The organism is Ensifer sp. Root423 (genome assembly GCF_001426275.1).
Classification (GTDB): domain Bacteria; phylum Pseudomonadota; class Alphaproteobacteria; order Rhizobiales; family Rhizobiaceae; genus Ensifer; species Ensifer adhaerens.
This window is the reverse complement of the sequence record NZ_LMEG01000012.1, coordinates 211,379-228,907: the sequence shown is the minus strand read 5'-3', so window position 1 is coordinate 228,907 and position 17,529 is coordinate 211,379. Positions and strand designations below refer to the sequence as shown.

Below are 17,529 nucleotides of genomic sequence, written 5' to 3'. Positions count from 1 at the left end.
GAAGAAAACTGCTTTCTTCACCCCTGTGGCGCTTCCGACGCGGGCAAAACTACAACGATGCGACGCCAGGACAGGTTGCAGCTTTGACCATCTCAACACGCACCTTTCACGAAACGTGGTAAACAAGCGGTTAACCTGCGGATGATTTTTTAACGATTTGGCAGGATCGTGCGAAGTTGAGGCGCCGCGGTGCCGCCGACCTCCCCGACACACCACCAAACTGCACGACACGCAATTTTTGACGTTTACGCAAACGTCAAAATTTTGTAGCATCCGGCCAACGATGCGAGACCGCCCTGGAGCATCCCGCTGTCCCGTGGAAGCACGGGAGGGAGACGATGCCCTGGAATCAATGAGGATGGCGGCGCATCCGGCATCCTGCAACCGGGCGTCGACGACGAGAGACGGCAGCCCGAAGCACCAAAGGCGAGGAAAGAATGCCCATCTACAAGGCTCCGGTCGACGATACCCTCTTCATCCTGAACGACGTGCTCGGCATCGAGCGCTACAACAACCTGCCCGGATTTGCCGATGCGACGCCCGACATGATCGAAGCGATCGTCGGCGAAGCTGCCAAGCTTGCCGAAGAAGCCCTGTTTCCGGTCAACCTTTCCGGCGACCAGGAAGGCTGCAAGCGTCGCGACGACGGTTCGGTCAGCGTGCCGAAGGGCTTCAAGGAAGCCTTCGACCTCTACCGCGAAGGCGGCTGGCTTGGCCTTGCCGTGCCCGAAGAATTCGGTGGCCAGGGCCTGCCCTATACGCTGCACACCGCCGTCGGCGAATACATGTCGTCGGCCAACATGGCACTGACCATGTATCCGGGCCTCACCCAGGGCGCGATCGCCGCGATCCTCGTGCATGGCACGGACGAGCAGAAGCAGGCCTACCTGCCGAAGATGGTTGCCGGCACCTGGACCGGAACGATGAATCTCACCGAGCCGCATTGCGGGACGGACCTCGGCCTCCTGCGCACGAAGGCAGTGCCCACCGGCAACGGCGCCTACAAGATCTCCGGCCAGAAGATCTTCATCTCTGCCGGCGAACACGACATGTCGGACAACATCATCCATCTGGTGCTCGCCCGCATTGAGGGCGCGCCCGAGGGTGTGAAGGGCATTTCACTGTTCATCGTACCGAAGTTCAAGCTTGATGCCGCCGGCGAGCCGGGCGAACGCAACGGTGTTTCTTGCGGCGCGATCGAACACAAGATGGGCATCCACGGCAACTCGACCTGCGTCATGAACTATGACGAGGCCGAGGGCTATCTCATCGGCACGGAGAACAAGGGCCTCAACGCCATGTTCGTGATGATGAACGAGGCGCGCCTCGGCGTCGGCCTGCAGGGTCTCTCGATTGCTGAAATCGCCTACCAGAATGCCGCCAACTATGCGCGCGACCGCATCCAGGGCCGTTCGCTCTCCGGCCCGAAGGCGCCGGACAAGAAGGCCGACCCGATCATCGTGCATCCGGACGTGCGCCGCACCCTGATGACGATCAAGGCCTTCAACGAAGCCGGCCGCGCCTTCACGCTCTGGACCGCGCTCAAGTCCGACATCGCCCACCGCTCCGACAATGATGCCGACCGCCAGACGGCCGACGACGTCCTCGGCCTGATGACGCCGATCCTGAAGGGCGTACTTACCGACAAGGGCTTCGACCATGCCGTCATGGCGCAGCAGATGTTCGGCGGTCACGGCTACATCGAAGAACACGGCATGAGCCAGTATGTCCGCGATGCCCGCATAGCGATGATCTATGAAGGCGCCAACGGCATCCAGGCGCTCGACCTCGTCGGCCGCAAGCTAGGCCTCAACGGCGGCCGCGCCGTCATGGCGCTGTTCAAGGAGATCGGCGATTTCTGCGAGGAAAACCGCAGCAACGAAAAGCTCGCCGCCTATACCAAGGCGCTGAAGAAAGGCCTCAACGACCTGCAGGCGGCCACCATGTGGTTCATGCAGAACGCGATGGCCAAGCCCGACAATGCCGGCGCCGGCTCGACCGACTACATGCACCTCTTCGGTCTCGTCGTCCTTGGTTACATGTGGGCGAAGATCGCCAAGACCGCCGAGGAAAAGCTTGCCTCTGGCGAAACGGCGCGCGCAGACTATCTGAAGAACAAGCTGATCACCGCGACCTTCTTCATGGAAAGGATCCTGCCGGAAACGGCCCTGCGCAAGGCCCGCATCGAAACCGGCGCCGACACGCTGATGGCGCTCGATGCGGCCGCTTTCTAATCCCGCCGCGGGTTCGATCTAAAATGTTTTGACGGGCAGCACCTGACGGTGCTGCCGAAAGGGAGATGAGACATGACGAAAGTCTTCGTTTACGACCACGTGCGCACACCGCGCGGCCGTGGCAAGAAGGACGGATCGCTGCACGAAGTGCCGTCTGTTCGCCTGGCAGCCAAGATGCTGGAAGCGGTGCGTGACCGCAACGACCTCGACACCTCGACCGTGGACGACATCATCATGGGTTGCGTCGATCCTGTGATGGACGCAGGCGCGGTGATCCCGAAAGCTGCCGCCTTCGAAGCCGGTTATTCGACCCGTGCGCCTGGCATGCAGATTTCACGCTTCTGCGCCTCCGGCCTCGACGCCGTCAACTTTGGCGCAGCCAAGATCGCCCAAGGCGCCGACGACATCGTGATTGCCGGCGGCGTTGAATCGATGTCGCGCGTCGGCCTCGGCATGTCGGGCGGCGCCTGGTTCATGGACCCCTCGGTCAACTTGCCGGCCTTCTTCATGCCGCAGGGCGTTTCGGCCGACCTGATCGCCACCAAGTACGGTTTTAGCCGCGACGACGTCGACGCCTATGCGGTCGAAAGCCAGAAGCGTGCGGCGCACGCCTGGGAACAGGGCTACTTCAAGAAGTCCGTCGTGCCCTTCAAGGACCAGAACGGCCTGACCATCCTCGACCGCGACGAGCACATGCGTCCGGGCACCGACATGCAGGCGCTCGCTTCGCTCAACCCGTCCTTCCAGATGCCGGGCGAAATGGGCGGCTTCGAAGCCGTCGGCATCCAGGCGCATCCTGAAATTGAGAAGATCAACTACGTGCACCACGCCGGCAACTCTTCGGGCATCGTCGATGGCGCTGCTGCCGTGTTGCTCGGCTCCAAGGCCGGCGGCGAAAGCATGGGCCTGAAGCCCCGCGCCCGCATCCGCGCCTTCGCCAACATCGGCTCCGACCCGGCACTGATGCTGACCGGCCCGGTCGACGTCACCGAAAAGCTTCTGAAGCGCGCCGACATGAAGCTGTCGGACATCGACCTCTTCGAGCTCAACGAAGCCTTCGCGGCCGTCGTGCTGCGCTACATGCAGGCCTTCGACATCCCGCACGACAAGATCAACGTCAACGGCGGCGCGATCGCCATGGGCCATCCGCTCGGCGCAACCGGCGCGATGATCCTCGGCACCGTGCTCGACGAACTGGAGCGCCGCGATCTCAACACCGCGCTCGTCACGCTCTGCATCGGCGCCGGCATGGGCACGGCCACGATCATCGAAAGGGTCTGACCATGGACGTGATGCGCCGCACCCTTGTCGGAGTGATGGGCCTGGGGCTGCTTGCAGCCGCGGGCTGCGTCTCCGACGAGGAGGAAGGCGGCGACAGCTTCACGCTCACCGGTGCGATCTCCAATGTCGCGAGCGGCCCGGTTCCGGCCGGCACCGTCACGATCCGGCTCGAAGAGCAGGGCGTGATGGACGTGGCCGCCAAACTGATCGCCGAGACTTCGGTCGTCAGCGACGGCAAGGCCACCCGCGTGCCCTTCGTGCTGCAGGTGCCGAAGCCCGAACTCGACAAGGCTGTCGACGCGGGCTTCACCATTCGCGTCGAGCGCGACGGCCGGCTGATCGCCACCAACACCAGCAAGCAACGTTACAGCGGCGGATCGAACGTCTCGCTGCAGATCGAACCCATTCTCTACTGAGGGGGAGAACCATGACGAATTACACCAATTTCAAGATCGAGACCGACGCTGACGGCATCGCGCTCGTCACCTGGGACATGCCTGAGAAGTCGATGAACGTCTTCACTCAGGAGGTGATGGAAGAGCTCAACGCCATCGTCGACCAGACCACGGCCGACGCAGCGGTCAAGGGCGTCGTCTTTACGTCCGGCAAGTCGAGCTTCTCCGGCGGCGCCGACCTTTCCATGATCAAGTCGATGTTCACCTTCCAGCAGGAAGAAAAGAAGAAGGATCCGGATAACGCCGCCCAGAAGCTCTTCGACCTCGTTGGCCGCATGACCGGGCTCTTCCGCAAGCTCGAAACCTCGGGCAAGCCATGGGTATCGGCGATCAACGGCACCTGCATGGGCGGCGCCTTCGAGCTTTCGCTCGCCTGCCACGGCCGTGTCGCGTCGAATTCCAAGTCGGTCAAGATCGCGCTGCCGGAAGTCAAGGTCGGCATTTTCCCGGGCGCCGGCGGCACCCAGCGCGTGCCGCGCCTGACCAATGCGCAGGATGCGCTGCAGATGATGACGACAGGCTCGTCGCTGACGGCAGCCCGCGCCAAGGCGCTTGGCCTGGTGCATGAAGTCGTCGATGCCGACAAGCTGGTCGACGCGGCCAAGGCGATGATCAAGAACGGCCTGAAGCCGGTCCAGCCGTGGGACGAAAAGGGCTACAAGGTTCCAGGCGGCGGCATCTGGACGCCGGCTTCGGCCCAGCTCTGGCCGGCCGCTTCCGGCATCCTGCGCCGCGAGACCTACGGCAACTATCCGGGCGCCGTCGCGATCCTGAAGTGCGTCTATGAAGGCCTGCAGGTACCGTTCGACACGGCGCTCAAGATCGAGCAGCGCTACTTCACCGAGATCCTTCAAACGACCGAAGCCTTCTCGATGATCCGCTCGCTGTTCGTCTCGATGCAGGAACTCGGCAAGGGCGCCCGTCGTCCGGCCGGCGTGCCGAAGTCCGAATTCAAGCATGTCGGCGTCGTCGGCGCCGGCTTCATGGGCGCCTCGATCGCCTATGTGACGGCTGCTGCCGGCATTGCGGTGACGCTGATCGACCGCGACATGGAAGCGGCCGAAAAGGGCAAGGCGCATTCGGAAGGCCTGGTCAAGGATTCGATCGGCAAGGGCCGCCTGACCAAGGAAGAGGGCGAGGCGCTGCTTGCCCGTATCACCCCTTCGGCCGACTACAATGACCTGAAGACCGCCGGCCTCGTCGTCGAAGCGGTGTTCGAGGATCGCCAGGTCAAGAAGGACGTGATCGAGAAGGTGGAAGCGGTGATTGCCGAAGACGCGATCTTTGCCTCCAACACCTCGACGCTGCCGATCACCGGTCTTGCCAAGAACTCCAAGCGCCCGGGCCAGTTCATCGGCGTCCACTTCTTCTCACCAGTCGAGAAGATGATGCTGACGGAAGTGATCCTCGGTAAGGAGAGCGGCGACAGGGCGCTCGCCGTGGCACTCGACTATGTCGCGGCGATCAAGAAGACGCCGATCGTCGTCAACGACACCCGCGGCTTCTACGTCAACCGTTGCGTCTTCCGCTACATCCACGAAGCCTATGACATGCTGATCGAAGGCGTACCGCCGGCGATGATCGAAAATGCCGCCAAGATGGCCGGCATGCCGGTCGGCCCGCTGTCGCTCAACGACGAAGTGGCGATCGACCTCAGCCAGAAGATCCTCAAGGCCACCGTCGCCGACCTCGGCGAAAAGGCCGTCGATCCCAAGCACCTGGCGCTGATCAACAAGATGGTCGACGATCTCGACCGTCGCGGTCGCAAGAACGGCAAGGGCTTCTACGAGTATCCGGCCAAGCCCGCCAAGAAGTATCTGTGGCCGGAGCTGAAAACCCTCTATCCGCAGAAGAACGCCGACAAGATCGATGTTGAGGTGCTGAAGCAGCGGTTCCTGGCGACGATCGCGCTCGAAGCGGCCCGCACCATGGAAGAAGGCATCGTCACCGATCCGCGCGAAGCAGACGTCGGCTCGATCCTCGGTTTCGGCTTTGCTCCCTACACCGGCGGCACGCTCTCCTACATCGACGGCATGGGCGTGAAGGCCTTCGTCACGATGTGCGAGACGCTCGCCAAGGATTATGGCAACCACTTCAAGCCGACGGCACTCCTCAAGGAAATGGCCGAACGCGGCGAGACCTTCTACGGCCGCTTCGACCCCTACGGCGAGAAGAAACAGGCGGCGTAAGGTTCGCTGAATAGCATTGGAAGCAGGCCCCCTCGAGGGCCTGTTTTCGTTTGAGCCCGGCCTGCTCGAGGCCCTTGCCGGCTTAGCGCCCACCCGGCCGCCATCACTCTGTTACGGTTGTGGTGCTAGGCCTGCGCGGATTGAACCACACTCCATGACGAAGCCATGACCAAAGCCGCCCTCCGCCCCGCCGTCCCCGACGACGAACCCTATCTGCGCTGGCTGGAAGAAGCCTGTATGCGCAACTATGCGATCGCGCTTTGGGGCAGCTGGCGGCCTCGGCTGGCGGATGCACTCATCCTCGGCGAGTATCGCATCATCGCCGTGGGGCACGAGGATGTCGGCTGCGTATCGGTCACGCGGCGCGAGGACCATTTCTGGGTGAACAAGCTTTACGTCGCGCCCGGTCACCAGAAGTGCGGCTACGGTGCGATCGCGCTTCGCCAAGTGCTCGGTGAAGCAAGGGCGATCGGCCTGCCCGTGCAGCTCAGCGTGCTGACGACCAATCCGGCGGTGGCGTTCTACCGCCGCGAAGGTCTTGTGATCTATGAAGAAACTCCCGAGCGACGTTTCATGACGTCCGGCGTGCGTTAAGCTTATCAGCATCTTCTGATTGACGCTCTTCGCGCGCAGGCGCATCCTCCGCGAGGTCAGAGGGGGACACGCCATGAGCGAGCCTGATCTCTATCTTCTTGGGCGCGCCGGGCCCGAAGAAGAACGCCTGAAACGACAGATTGCCAATCTCGCCCCTGATTCCGACCAGCAGCTCGAACGGGTCGGAATCCGGCCGGGCGAACGCGTCGTCGATCTTGGCTGCGGCCCCGGTGGGGTTCTGCACCTACTTGGCAAACGCGTCGGGCCAAACGGATCGGTGCTCGGCATCGAACGCGATCCGAATTTTGTCGAACTCGCCCGCCGTTTCGTTGCCGGCCATGCGCTCCCCCAGGTGGATGTGCGCGAGGGCGATGCCTATGCGACAGGCCTGCCGCGCCGTTCCTTCGACGGCGCTCATATGCGGCTGGTGCTCGTCAACGTGCCGCGGCCAGAGCTGATCGTGCTCGAAATGGTGTCATTGGTACGGCCGGGTGGCTGGATCGCGAGCTTCGAGGCCGATTTCCTCGGACATATCTGCGATCCGCCGCTTGCCGCCTGGGACCGGCTGCTTGCCGCCTATGTCGCCTATTCCGCCGCCAGAGGCATCGACCTCAATATCGGTCGCCGGCTGCATCGTCTGTTCCGGAACGCCGGTATCGAGGCGATATCCGTCGACGCGGTCGAGCATGTCTATCCGCCGGGTCACGACCGCCGGCCGATCCTTCGGGATTTCATCGACAATGTCCGCGGCGGGCTTGTCGCCGAAGGCTTCATCGGCCAGGCCGAACTCGATGCCGATCTGGAAGCACTCGACCAGCATCTTGCCGACCCAAACGTGCTCGTGACCTCACACATGTTCTTCAGGCTGACCGGCCGTGTTCCCGAGGCGCTCGTCATCAAAGCATGACGACGATTTCCGTCCGTCCCGTATCTCTAAGCGGCGGCACCGGCGCGCCGATGCGCCAGTCGTTCGCCGACGATGATCAGCAGGCCGGCCGCAAAGATCAGCCCGGCGCCGGCAAAGACGTTCATGGCCGGAACGTCGCCCCAGATCAGGAAGCCGAGTCCGAAGGCCCAGACGAGCGAGGTATATTCGAACGGCGCGATCACCGAGATCGGTGCCCGGCGCATACCCTCGAACAACGCGTACTGGGCGATGCCGGCGATGACGCCGGTTCCGGCCATCAGCGCGACGTCGAAGAGCGCAGGCGGCGTCCAGAAAAAGCCGACGGCAAGCCCGGTCATGCCGATGAAAAAGACGTTGGAGATCGTCATCTGCACCAGGGTCGTTTCCTAAAGTGCCGTCTTGCGCAGCATGACAGTGCCGATCGCCCAGAAGACGGCGGCGATAAGCGCCAGGAAAACCGGCAGCGACAGTTTCATGCCGGTGCCGAGCGGATCGCAGGCGATGAGCACGCCAACGAAGCCGATGAACACAGCGAACCAGCGGATCGGCGGCACGTCCTCCTTCAGGATCGGTACAGCAAGCAGCGTCACGATGATTGGCGCGGCGTAGTAAAGGGTGGTCATCTCCGCCAGGCCGAGGTCGCGCGCCGCGTTGAAATAGGAAAGCCAGGCAGCGAGCAGCAAAAGATTGCGCACGAAGAGCGGTTTGATCACCGGCGACGAGATGGCGCTGCGCACCAGCTTGCCGCGACCGATCACAAGGCAGAGCAAGAGAATGGTGATGCTGCGGGTAAACAGGATCTGCCAGACCGAGTAGCCGACGACCAGCCATTTGACCGACGCATCCTGCAGCGAAAACAGGAAATAGGAAAACGTCGTCATGACGATGCCTGACAGGACGGTCTTGTTCATGGGAGCCTCGATCACGCCGGCGGGAGGAGAAGCGGCGGAGCCCGTCTGATAGCGCGGCCGCGACGGGCGCGGAAGGGGCATGTCGGGGCGGCGCTGTGGCGATTTCTTGGGGTGGCTTGCACCACAGATCGGACAGCAAGCTTGATGGAGATCAAGAACCGGCGCTTGCGCCGCTGCTAGAAGGCAGCGATAACGACCATGAAACTCGGGTCCCAACGACATGCAGCCGCTCGCCTTTGCCCTTGCCGCCCTCGTCCTGCTCGCGACGCCCGGTCCGACGAATACGCTGCTTTGGCTCTCCGGCGCATCGGCCGGGTTTCGCCGGTCGCTGCCGCTTTTGACCGGCGAACTCGGCGGCTATCTCGCGGTGATCATTCCCGCCGTCGCGTTGCTCGCACCGTTCCTTGCCGCCCATCCGAACCTCGGCCTGGCGCTGAGGCTCATTGCCGCCTGCTGGGTTCTCTACCTCGCCTATGCGCTCTGGACGACCGATGCCGAGCGCAGCGAAGGTGTCGTCATCTCCATCCGACAAGTCTTCGTCACGACGCTGCTCAATCCGAAAGCCCTGATCGTCGCCCTGGTGCTGTTGCCGCAGACAGGACTGGCAGCCGTCTGGCCCTGGATCGCCGGCTTCTCCCTGCTGGTCATCGCCGCCGGGTCGACCTGGATCGGGGCCGGCGCCCTGCTGGTGCAGATGTCCAAGGGTCTTTCGGCTTCGCACCTGCCGCGCCGGATCGCCGCCGTCTGCCTCACGCTCTTCTCCGTCGGCATCGCCGGCAGCGCGATCGCCGCCATGCACTAGCAAAAAAATCCCGGAGGACCAGCACGTGTCCTCCGGGATATCGATCGCTATGCGCGGCCAAACGTTGTGCTCAGGCAGCAACCGCCTCGCCGAGTTCCTTGGCCAACGCCCCCATCAACTCTTCCCAGCCTCCGCGGCGGTACTCGAGCTTGTCGAGCCCGTCGAGGAAGGCCACCTGTTCGGTAAAGACGAGGCGCGTGCCGGTGCCCGCAGGCTGGATATCGACCGTGGCGACGGAGGCAGAAATCCGCCTGTCGTTCTGCGTCATCGTATAGGCAAAGATGATCCGGCGGTTCTCGACGATATCGAGATAGACGGTATCGTCGTAATAGGTCGTCCCGTCGTCCACGCTGAAGCGACCGCTTTCGCGGCCGCCGACGCGGAAGTCGTGGGTGATCTGCGCCCCGGCTTCGACGTTGACGAACCAGCGCTCCTTTGCGGCTGGCTCCGAGAACGCCCTGAACACCTCAACCGGTGTCGCCTTGAAGCTGCGTTCAATGGTGAAGCTCGAATGTTCCACGGATCTGTCAGTCATGTCCTGCCTCCTCTGGGTCGGAAACCGGTGGCTTATACGCAACTGGTTTCGATTGTGAACTGCTATAATTTTGAAATCAGTTGAACGTTAGCGTCAGTGATGCGATAATGCAAGCGGTTTTAAAGAGGTGCCAATGAAGGACGACATGCGCTCGGGTTGCCCGATCAATCTTTCGCTCGAAGTGTTCGGCGACAAATGGAGCCTGCTGATCATTCGCGACATGATCTTCGGCGGCAAACGGCACTTCCGGGAGCTGCTGCGATCGCAGGAGGGTATCTCATCGAATATCCTTGCGGATCGGCTGAAGATGCTGGTCGAACAGGGAATGCTGACGAAGCGCGACGACCCCACGCACAAGCAGAAGGCGATCTACAGCCTGACGGAAATGACGATTGCACTCGTGCCGATCATGGCCCAGCTCGGTACCTGGGGACGGCGCTACCTGCCGGTCAGCGAAGAGCTCAGCATTCGCGCCGAACTCATGGAGAACGGCGGCCCTGCGCTCTGGGATCGCTTCATGGACGAGCTGCGGCACGACCATCTGGGGATGCCGCTCGATGGCCCGCCGCGGGTGCGCGCCACGCTCCAGGCCGCCTATGAAGAGGTGGTCGCCAGGAAGGCGCAGGAAAAGGCGACGGCCTGACGCTCGCCCGGCGGCCGGTTCAGAGCCCGATCGCCGAGAGCATGACGAAGGTGGCAAACAGCACGAAATGCGTCATGCCCTCGATGGCGTTGGTCTGGCCGTCATTGAGGTTGATCGCGGCAACGATCAGCGTGATCGTCACCATCACCGTCTGCACCGGCGACATCGCCATCAGGAACGGCTGGCCGGTATAGAGCGCGATCGCCTCCATCACCGGCACCGTCAGGATGACGGTCGAAAGCGAAGCGCCGAGCGCGATATTGACGACCGCCTGCATGCGATTTGCGAGAGCGGCGCGCATGGCGGTCATGATCTCCGGAGAGGCGGAAATCGCCGCGACGACGATGGCCGTGACAGCCGGCGGTGCACCGCTCCCTTTCAAGCCCGATGTCAGCAGCGACGACATCACTTCCGCCAGCACACCGATCAGCACGATGCCGAGGATCAGGATCACGATCGACGGCAACACCGGCTGGTCGGGGCCGCCCTCTCTCGCGCTCCCCTCGCCCTTCGCCTTCGGATAGCTGTAGCTGAAGAAGTAGCTGTGCACGCCCACCTGCATGCGCAGGAACAGGGCGTAGAGCGTGATCATCGCGCCGATGGTGAAGGCCGAGTAGAGATGCCATTTCGCCGCCGGCACGAATTCCGGCACGATCATAGAAATCCCCATCGCCGTCAGGATCATCACGCTGTAGGTGCGGGCGGAATCGTCATTATAGGGCTGTTCGCCGTGCTTCAGACCTCCGAGAAGGGCTGCAAGGCCCAGGATGCCGTTGATGTCGAGCATGACGGCCGCATAGATCGTGTCGCGCACCAGCGTCGGCGAGGTCTCGCTGGTCATCATGATCGCCAGAACGACGACTTCGACGAGCACCGCCGAGAGCGTGAGGATCATCGTGCCATAGGGATCGCCGACCTTGGATGCCAGAACCTCGGCGTGATGCGACACCCGCAGCGATGCAAGCACGATCGCAACCACCAGACCGGCGGCACCGAGAAGCGTTGCGAGGCGCCCCATCTCAAGCAGGCGATCTTCGAGCGCAAGCCCGGCGACCGCGGCAAGCATGGCGACGATCAGCAGGCGTTCCGCTTTCATGCGCATCAACAAAACGCCCTCCACCGAAAGCCTGTCCTGCCCATCACCGGAACTATAGGGGCCGCGTCCCGCAAATCAAATGACGGAAAGAGGACTATTTTCCTCCCGATTCTTTACCGCCCTGCAGCGTTTCGGTAGTGTGGCCGGGAACCAAAGCAGCAAGTGGCCGCCTGCCCGGCCTGGATCTCTCGTCATGTTGTCTCACGGCACGATCTGGCACGCTATCGACACCCTGGCCGAGCGCCACCAGCTCTCGCCGTCCGGCCTCGCGCGCCGTGCCGGCCTCGACCCGACCTCCTTCAACAAATCCAAACGTCGCTCCGCCGACGGGCGCGAGCGCTGGCCCTCGACAGAATCGATCGCCAAGGTGCTGGGGGCGACGGGCGCCACCATGGACCAGTTCACCAGCCTACTGCAGCCGGAGGGGGTCCCAGCGCCTTCCGAGCCGGTGGCCGCTGCCACGATCCCGCTGATCGGCTTTGCCCAGGCGGGTGCCGGCGGCTACTTCGACGATGGCGGCTTTCCCGCCGGTCAGGGCTGGGACGTCATCGACTTTCCGACGGATGCGGAAAAGCGAAGCGGCACCTATGCGCTCGGGGTCCAGGGAGACAGCATGCTGCCGCTCTACCGCGACGGCGACATCCTGATCGTCGACCCCAGCGCGCCGATCCGGCGTGGCGATCGGGTTGTGGTGAAGACGCAGGAGGGCGAGGTCATGGCAAAGGTGCTCACGCGCCAGACGCCGCGTGTGATCGAACTTCTATCGCTCAATCCCGAGCATCCGAACCGGAGCTTCGAGACCAGCCAGATCGAATGGATCGCCCGAATTATCTGGGCCAGCCAATAGGACGTCCTTCCTGATGCGGCAGCATTTCTACACCCTTGCCGGCGGCATCGCCGCAATCGCCCTTTTCACCGGCATCCTCTATGCGGGCGCTGTTGCCATCCGCGACCGTGAGACCGCCGCCACACCGGAACTCGTTCTCGAAACGCCCGACATGACAGATTTCGAGGCGACGCCGGATCAGGCCGACGACGAGGTCCCGCTCGACCCCGGCGGCGCGGCGACGACCAGCGAACAATCGCCCACGACGGAAAATGCGGCGCGCGCCATCGAGCCACAGCAGTTCGGCCTGCCCGATACGGTCACCAGTGCGCCGCTCGAACGGGTGGAACCGCGCGCGCCGTTGTCGGAACCGAAGAAGGAAGCGAAGGCCGCCGGGCCGACCGTACTCTATCGCCCGGTCGCGGTCGCCGCCGGTGTGATCCAGTTCGACAAGCTGACGCTGCAGATCGACGGCATCGAGCCGGAACAAGCGGAGCGGACCTGCGAAAGCGCCGGCAAGAGCTGGCCCTGCGGCATCGTCGCGCGAACCGCCTTCAGAAACTTCCTGCGCGCACGTGCGGTCAGCTGCGATCTGCCCGAAGGAGATTCCGGCCCTTCGGCCACCGCCTCCTGCACGCTTGGCGGACAGGATCTTGCCACCTGGCTCGTCGACAATGGCTGGGCAACGCCGGTTCCCGGCTCGACCCTCGAAAAACGCGCCGACGCAGCACGCCAGGCGAAGCTCGGTTTTTACGGTGACGATCCGCGCGACCTCAGCCACACGCCGATGACATTCGACGATCCGACCCTCGGCATCGGAGTGGACGCTTCGCAGCCGGACTTGTAAATAGCCGCGACAATTCCCAGCTCTCGACCGTCTGCCGAAAGCGGCAGACGGCTCAACTCTTTGAAACGACGCAATTCCGGATCAGGAACCGTCCCATCCCTGGAATCGCTCTACCGCCGGAAAGCCCATGCAACCAAGCCTCAGCCACCACGAAGCTCTCATCTATGTCATGGTGATGATGTCGGCGGTCGACCGCGAGATGAGCGACGACGAGTTTGCCCGCATCGGCCGGCTGGTTCAGTTCCTGCCCGTGTTCGACGGCTTCGACGAGGACAGCCTCGTCCATATCGGCCATGAATGCTCGGCGCAGCTGGCGGCGCCCGAGGGGCTCGACATCATGCTCGAGATCGTGCGCGAAGCGCTGCCGGAGAAGTTCCACGAGACGGCCTATGCGCTCGCCGTCGAGATCGCGGCCGCCGACCAGCGCATCCGCAACGAAGAAATCCGCCTGCTGCAGTTGCTGCGCGACCGGCTTGGCCTCGACAAGCTGACCTGCGCCGCTATCGAGCGCGGCGCGCTCGCCCGCTTCCGCCGATAGGCCGGCCGGTGATCACGCCGAAAAGTTCTGGCGCCTAGTAGATTCCGTTCGGGAAGTAGCGCAGGTAGATTTCCTCCAAGCGGCCGCTGCGCGACAGCGCCAGCAGCGCGTGATCGATCGCCTGGGTCAGGGCAGGCTCGGACTTGCGGTTCATGATCGTCAGGCCTTCACCGAGGAAGCGCTGCGAGAAGTAGGCGCCATCGACAAGCGTGCAGCAGCCGCCAGCAGCGCTACCCGAGATCCAGAAGGACAGCTGCATGCCGTCGGAAAACACCGCCGGCACATCGCCCTTCTGCAGAGCCGTCAGCATGGCCTCGCGGTCGGGATAGACCTTGGCCTCGATCTTCGGGAAAAACGCCTTGAACATCGCCTCATGCGTGGTTCCGGCGACGACACCGACCGGCTTCCCCTTGAGATCGCTCGGTGCCGAGACTGCGCCGGCCGCCTTCGTATTGACGGCGAAGCGCGCTGGAAGCCGCATGAAGGCGCGGGAAAAGCCGAAGCGTTGGCGCAGTTCCGGACCGACGGCGATACCGGCGGCCACCGCCTCGCCCTGCCCCTCTTCCAGTGCCGGCAGCAGCTCCGCATAGGTCACGGCCTGGATCTGGCATTTGGCCTCGATGTCGAGCTCGCGGCAGATCTCGCGCACGAGATCGACATGAAATCCCGAAAGCTTGCCGGACTGGTCGATGAAGTTGAACGGCGGAAAATCCACCGTCGTCAAGAAACGCAGGCGCGCCAGGCCCGTGAGATCGGGCTTGGCGATGCGTTCGCGCGCGTCGAACAGCAGCGGCAGATCCTTAGCCTCGGCCGCAAGCGGCGTCGCGATCAAGGATGCGCAAAGGGCGAAAAGGGAAAGAACTTTCATGGGCAGCGGCCGGCACGTCTCATGTGGCAGGGGCGGCCCTTGGAACCGCGGTGATTCATCGAGCGGTAAAGTAACCGGCCGCAGCGCAGCTGACCATAGGCCACCACGAGAACGCGGTTACACAAGGAACGGGACGAGGAAGAATGGAGCGGGTGATCGGGATCGAACCGACGACATCCAGCTTGGGAAGCTGGCGTTCTACCGCTGAACTACACCCGCGGTGCCTGCGAAATTTCCCGAACCGGGGCGATCTGTCAAGCACCCTTGCGCGGGATTGCGTAAGGGGCGCTTCGAAATCCCCTACTCGGCGCGGAAATGCTTCGAGAGCTTCAGGCCCTGCGCCTGGTAGTTGGAGCCGACGCCGAGGCCATAGAGACCATCCGGCCGTTCCAGCATGTGTTCGTAGATCAGGCGGCCGACGATCTGGCCGTGTTCGAGGATGAACGGCACCTCGTGGCTGCGCACTTCGAGCACGGCCCGGCTGCCCGTGCCGCCGGCCGAGGCATGGCCGAAGCCCGGATCGAAGAAGCCGGCATAATGCACGCGAAACTCGCCGACCAGCGGATCGAACGGCGTCATCTCGGCCGCATAAAGCGGTGGAACATGCACCGCCTCCCGCGAGACGAGAATGTAGAACTCATCCGGATCGAGGATCAGTTCATCGCGGCCGCGGCTGTAGAGTGGCTCCCAGAAATCAAAGATCGCGTGCTGCGCTTTCTTGTCGACGTCGATGACGGCGGTGTGATGCTTGCCGCGATAGCCGATCAGGCCTTCGGGCCCGGTGCCCTTCAGATCGATCGACAGCGCGATGCCGCCGCCGCTGACGTTCGGCTTGTCGCTCGCCACCAGCACGTCGCTCTCGTGCAGCGCCTGCAGTTCCTGCTCCGACAGGATAGACTGGCCCATGCGGAAGCGGATCTGCGACAGGCGCGAGCCGCGGCGCACGACGATCGGGAAGGTGCGCGGGCTGATTTCGAGATAGAGCGGACCGCTGTAGCCGGTCGGGATCTTGTCGAATTCCTGGGCGCGATCGGTGATGACGCGGGTGAAGATGTCGAGGCGACCGGTCGAGCTTTTCGGGTTGGCCGAGGCCGACATGCCCTCAGGCAGTTCCAGGCTTTCCATCAGCGGCACGATGTAGACGCAGCCCGTTTCCAGCACCGCGCCATCGGTCAGATCGACGACGTGCAGCTTCAGCCGGTCGAGCTTGTCGGCAACGAGGTGAGACGGGCCTGGCATGAAGCTTGCGCGGACGCGGAAAGCCTTCGAGCCTAGGCGCAGGTCGAGGCTTGCCGGCTGGATCTGATCGTCATCCAGCGGCTTCTCGCTTTTGAGGCGTCCCGATTCTAACAGCGCGGCGATCGCGCGATCGGCCAAAATCCCAGTGTCGCGGCCCATTGCAGTCCTCTTTTCAGTTGCGAGACAAAACCAAACTCCGGGAATTGACGCAAGCGTACCCTGGCAGTATTGAAGCTTTATCCCGTGGTGATTTGGCCGGTCGGCTTGCAGCCACGTTAAACAAGTAGCTAAAAAGGCCGGGTGTCAAACCGGCCCTTCACGCGGCCGGTTTTTTTGTTTTTGAAAGTGACCGTCACATGAGCAAAAACTGGCGCCCCGCAACGCAACTGGTCCATGGCGGGACCACCCGTTCCCAGCACGGAGAGACCTCCGAGGCGATCTTCCTTACCCAGGGCTTTGTCTACGAGACGTCGGAAGCTGCGGAAGCTCGTTTCAAGGGCGAGACCGAAGGCTTCATCTACGCCCGCTACGGTAGCCCGACCAACGACATGTTTGAAAAGCGCATGTGCATGCTGGAAGGCGCCGAGGATGCGCGCGCCACGGCATCGGGCATGGCTGCCGTCACCGCCGCCATTCTCTGCCAGCTGAAGGCCGGCGACCACATCGTCGCCGCCCGCGCCCTCTTCGGCTCCTGCCGCTGGGTGGTCGAGACGCTGGCGCCGAAATACGGCATCGAGTGCACGCTGGTCGACGGACGCGACCTCGCCAACTGGGAAAAGGCGATCCAGAAGAACACCAAGGTCTTCTTCCTCGAAAGCCCGACCAACCCGACGCTCGAAGTCATCGACATTGCCGGCGTTGCCAAGCTCGCCAACCAGATCGGCGCCAAGGTCGTCGTCGACAACGTCTTTGCGACGCCGCTCTTCCAGAAGCCGCTGGAACTCGGCGCCCATATCGTCGTCTATTCCGCCACCAAGCATATCGACGGTCAGGGCCGTTGCCTCGGCGGTGTCGTGCTTTCCGACAAGGAATGGATCAACGAGCACCTGCACGACTACTTCCGCCACACCGGCCCGGCGATGTCGCCGTTCAACGCCTGGACGCTGCTGAAGGGCATCGAGACGCTGCCGCTACGCGTGCGTCAGCAGACGGAAACGGCCCGCCGCGTGGCCGACTTCCTGGCAGAACAGCCGCAGGTCGCCAAGGTCATCTATCCTGGCCGCAAGGATCATCCGCAGGCCGACATCATCGCCAAGCAGATGACCGGCGGATCGACGCTCGTCGCCTTCGAACTGAAGGGCGGCAAGGATGCAGCCTTCGCGCTGCAGAATGCGCTGGAGATCGTGCGCATCTCCAACAACCTCGGCGACAGCAAGAGCCTGATCACCCATCCGGGAACGACCACGCACAAGAACCTGACCGACGAGGCCCGCGAAGAGCTCGGCATTTCCGCCGGAACCGTGCGCTTCTCGGCCGGCATCGAGGACAGCGACGATGTGGTGGAAGATTTCGCCCGCGCGCTGAAGTCCGTGAAGGCCTGATTTTACGAAGACACGGCCGCCGT

The 17,529-nt window shown here is 63.1% G+C and carries 16 protein-coding genes, 1 tRNA gene, 1 pseudogene and 1 riboswitch; of the genes and pseudogenes, 12 read left to right on the top strand and 6 right to left on the bottom strand.

The window, feature by feature from the left end; all coding sequences use genetic code 11:
* Positions 1-437 precede the first annotated feature (437 nt).
* The 6 genes from ASD01_RS13735 to ASD01_RS13710 all read left to right on the top strand — a co-directional run bounded on the left by ASD01_RS13735 (position 438) and on the right by ASD01_RS13710 (position 7,660).
* Positions 438-2,234, top strand: coding sequence for an acyl-CoA dehydrogenase C-terminal domain-containing protein (locus ASD01_RS13735; protein ID WP_034797133.1), 1,797 nt, complete (start codon positions 438-440; stop codon positions 2,232-2,234).
* Between the two features lie 72 nt (positions 2,235-2,306).
* Positions 2,307-3,515, top strand: a complete 1,209-nt coding sequence (locus ASD01_RS13730) for an acetyl-CoA C-acetyltransferase (protein ID WP_034797134.1) — start codon at positions 2,307-2,309, stop codon at positions 3,513-3,515.
* A 2-nt stretch (positions 3,516-3,517) separates the two neighbouring features.
* Positions 3,518-3,931 (top strand): YbaY family lipoprotein, encoded by a 414-nt coding sequence (locus tag ASD01_RS13725; protein WP_034797135.1) that lies wholly within the window; start codon positions 3,518-3,520, stop codon positions 3,929-3,931.
* An 11-nt stretch (positions 3,932-3,942) separates the two neighbouring features.
* Positions 3,943-6,159: an FAD-dependent oxidoreductase gene (locus tag ASD01_RS13720; protein ID WP_034797136.1), complete on the top strand. Its 2,217-nt coding sequence runs from the start codon at positions 3,943-3,945 to the stop codon at positions 6,157-6,159.
* 165 nt (positions 6,160-6,324) lie between these two features.
* The gene (locus ASD01_RS13715) at positions 6,325-6,753 is read left to right on the top strand and encodes a GNAT family N-acetyltransferase (protein WP_034797137.1); all 429 of its coding nucleotides are present in this window, start codon (positions 6,325-6,327) and stop codon (positions 6,751-6,753) included.
* A 73-nt stretch (positions 6,754-6,826) separates the two neighbouring features.
* Entirely contained in the window at positions 6,827-7,660 is an 834-nt protein-coding gene (locus ASD01_RS13710; protein WP_034797138.1) for a methyltransferase domain-containing protein, read from the top strand.
* Positions 7,661-7,686: 26 nt separating this feature from the next.
* On the opposite strand, the pseudogene ASD01_RS37585 reads toward ASD01_RS13710, so the two are convergent.
* A pseudogene (locus tag ASD01_RS37585) lies at positions 7,687-8,571 on the bottom strand (DMT family transporter).
* A gap of 220 nt (positions 8,572-8,791) precedes the next feature.
* On the opposite strand from ASD01_RS37585, the gene ASD01_RS13700 reads away from it, so the two are divergent.
* Complete coding sequence (locus ASD01_RS13700; RefSeq protein ID WP_034797140.1) at positions 8,792-9,373, top strand: LysE family translocator; 582 nt, start codon at positions 8,792-8,794, stop codon at positions 9,371-9,373.
* Between the two features lie 70 nt (positions 9,374-9,443).
* Here ASD01_RS13700 and ASD01_RS13695 read toward each other — a convergent pair whose 3' ends face one another.
* On the bottom strand, positions 9,444-9,908 hold the full coding sequence (locus ASD01_RS13695) for an SRPBCC family protein (RefSeq protein ID WP_034797141.1): 465 nt from the start codon (positions 9,906-9,908) through the stop codon (positions 9,444-9,446).
* 133 nt (positions 9,909-10,041) lie between these two features.
* On the opposite strand from ASD01_RS13695, the gene ASD01_RS13690 reads away from it, so the two are divergent.
* The gene (locus ASD01_RS13690; RefSeq protein ID WP_034797143.1) at positions 10,042-10,551 is read left to right on the top strand and encodes a winged helix-turn-helix transcriptional regulator; all 510 of its coding nucleotides are present in this window, start codon (positions 10,042-10,044) and stop codon (positions 10,549-10,551) included.
* A gap of 19 nt (positions 10,552-10,570) precedes the next feature.
* Here ASD01_RS13690 and ASD01_RS13685 read toward each other — a convergent pair whose 3' ends face one another.
* Complete coding sequence (locus ASD01_RS13685; RefSeq protein ID WP_034797145.1) at positions 10,571-11,653, bottom strand: calcium:cation antiporter; 1,083 nt, start codon at positions 11,651-11,653, stop codon at positions 10,571-10,573.
* A gap of 187 nt (positions 11,654-11,840) precedes the next feature.
* Between ASD01_RS13685 and ASD01_RS13680 the strand changes: the two genes are divergently transcribed.
* The 3 genes from ASD01_RS13680 (at position 11,841) to ASD01_RS13670 (ending at position 13,858) form a co-directional block, all read left to right on the top strand.
* The gene (locus ASD01_RS13680; protein WP_034797146.1) at positions 11,841-12,494 is read left to right on the top strand and encodes a S24 family peptidase; all 654 of its coding nucleotides are present in this window, start codon (positions 11,841-11,843) and stop codon (positions 12,492-12,494) included.
* 13 nt (positions 12,495-12,507) lie between these two features.
* Positions 12,508-13,320: a thermonuclease family protein gene (locus tag ASD01_RS13675; protein WP_034797148.1), complete on the top strand. Its 813-nt coding sequence runs from the start codon at positions 12,508-12,510 to the stop codon at positions 13,318-13,320.
* A gap of 127 nt (positions 13,321-13,447) precedes the next feature.
* Positions 13,448-13,858: a tellurite resistance TerB family protein gene (locus tag ASD01_RS13670; RefSeq protein ID WP_034797150.1), complete on the top strand. Its 411-nt coding sequence runs from the start codon at positions 13,448-13,450 to the stop codon at positions 13,856-13,858.
* A 34-nt stretch (positions 13,859-13,892) separates the two neighbouring features.
* Here ASD01_RS13670 and ASD01_RS13665 read toward each other — a convergent pair whose 3' ends face one another.
* The 3 genes from ASD01_RS13665 to ASD01_RS13655 form a co-directional block, all read right to left on the bottom strand.
* Positions 13,893-14,726 (bottom strand): transporter substrate-binding domain-containing protein, encoded by an 834-nt coding sequence (locus ASD01_RS13665; RefSeq protein ID WP_034797152.1) that lies wholly within the window; start codon positions 14,724-14,726, stop codon positions 13,893-13,895.
* Between the two features lie 144 nt (positions 14,727-14,870).
* Positions 14,871-14,945, bottom strand: a tRNA-Gly gene (locus ASD01_RS13660).
* A gap of 81 nt (positions 14,946-15,026) precedes the next feature.
* Positions 15,027-16,124 (bottom strand): 2'-deoxycytidine 5'-triphosphate deaminase, encoded by a 1,098-nt coding sequence (locus ASD01_RS13655; RefSeq protein ID WP_034797155.1) that lies wholly within the window; start codon positions 16,122-16,124, stop codon positions 15,027-15,029.
* Between the two features lie 74 nt (positions 16,125-16,198).
* Positions 16,199-16,277: riboswitch (SAM riboswitch) on the top strand.
* A gap of 44 nt (positions 16,278-16,321) precedes the next feature.
* Between ASD01_RS13655 and ASD01_RS13650 the strand changes: the two genes are divergently transcribed.
* Positions 16,322-17,506, top strand: coding sequence for an O-succinylhomoserine sulfhydrylase (locus tag ASD01_RS13650; protein ID WP_060644103.1), 1,185 nt, complete (start codon positions 16,322-16,324; stop codon positions 17,504-17,506).
* The last annotated feature ends 23 nt before the right edge of the window (positions 17,507-17,529 follow it).

What these genes read in the sequence shown, in the direction of transcription:
- ASD01_RS13735 (WP_034797133.1), top strand. Translation starts at nt 438, where the DNA reads ATGCCCATCTACAAGGCTCCGGTCGACGATACCCTCTTCATCCTGAAC.
- ASD01_RS13730 (WP_034797134.1), top strand. Translation starts at nt 2,307, where the DNA reads ATGACGAAAGTCTTCGTTTACGACCACGTGCGCACACCGCGCGGCCGT.
- ASD01_RS13725 (WP_034797135.1), top strand. Translation starts at nt 3,518, where the DNA reads ATGGACGTGATGCGCCGCACCCTTGTCGGAGTGATGGGCCTGGGGCTG.
- ASD01_RS13720 (WP_034797136.1), top strand. Translation starts at nt 3,943, where the DNA reads ATGACGAATTACACCAATTTCAAGATCGAGACCGACGCTGACGGCATC.
- ASD01_RS13715 (WP_034797137.1), top strand. Translation starts at nt 6,325, where the DNA reads ATGACCAAAGCCGCCCTCCGCCCCGCCGTCCCCGACGACGAACCCTAT.
- ASD01_RS13710 (WP_034797138.1), top strand. Translation starts at nt 6,827, where the DNA reads ATGAGCGAGCCTGATCTCTATCTTCTTGGGCGCGCCGGGCCCGAAGAA.
- ASD01_RS13700 (WP_034797140.1), top strand. Translation starts at nt 8,792, where the DNA reads ATGCAGCCGCTCGCCTTTGCCCTTGCCGCCCTCGTCCTGCTCGCGACG.
- ASD01_RS13695 (WP_034797141.1), bottom strand. Translation starts at nt 9,908, where the DNA reads ATGACTGACAGATCCGTGGAACATTCGAGCTTCACCATTGAACGCAGC.
- ASD01_RS13690 (WP_034797143.1), top strand. Translation starts at nt 10,042, where the DNA reads ATGAAGGACGACATGCGCTCGGGTTGCCCGATCAATCTTTCGCTCGAA.
- ASD01_RS13685 (WP_034797145.1), bottom strand. Translation starts at nt 11,653, where the DNA reads ATGCGCATGAAAGCGGAACGCCTGCTGATCGTCGCCATGCTTGCCGCG.
- ASD01_RS13680 (WP_034797146.1), top strand. Translation starts at nt 11,841, where the DNA reads ATGTTGTCTCACGGCACGATCTGGCACGCTATCGACACCCTGGCCGAG.
- ASD01_RS13675 (WP_034797148.1), top strand. Translation starts at nt 12,508, where the DNA reads ATGCGGCAGCATTTCTACACCCTTGCCGGCGGCATCGCCGCAATCGCC.
- ASD01_RS13670 (WP_034797150.1), top strand. Translation starts at nt 13,448, where the DNA reads ATGCAACCAAGCCTCAGCCACCACGAAGCTCTCATCTATGTCATGGTG.
- ASD01_RS13665 (WP_034797152.1), bottom strand. Translation starts at nt 14,726, where the DNA reads ATGAAAGTTCTTTCCCTTTTCGCCCTTTGCGCATCCTTGATCGCGACG.
- ASD01_RS13655 (WP_034797155.1), bottom strand. Translation starts at nt 16,124, where the DNA reads ATGGGCCGCGACACTGGGATTTTGGCCGATCGCGCGATCGCCGCGCTG.
- ASD01_RS13650 (WP_060644103.1), top strand. Translation starts at nt 16,322, where the DNA reads ATGAGCAAAAACTGGCGCCCCGCAACGCAACTGGTCCATGGCGGGACC.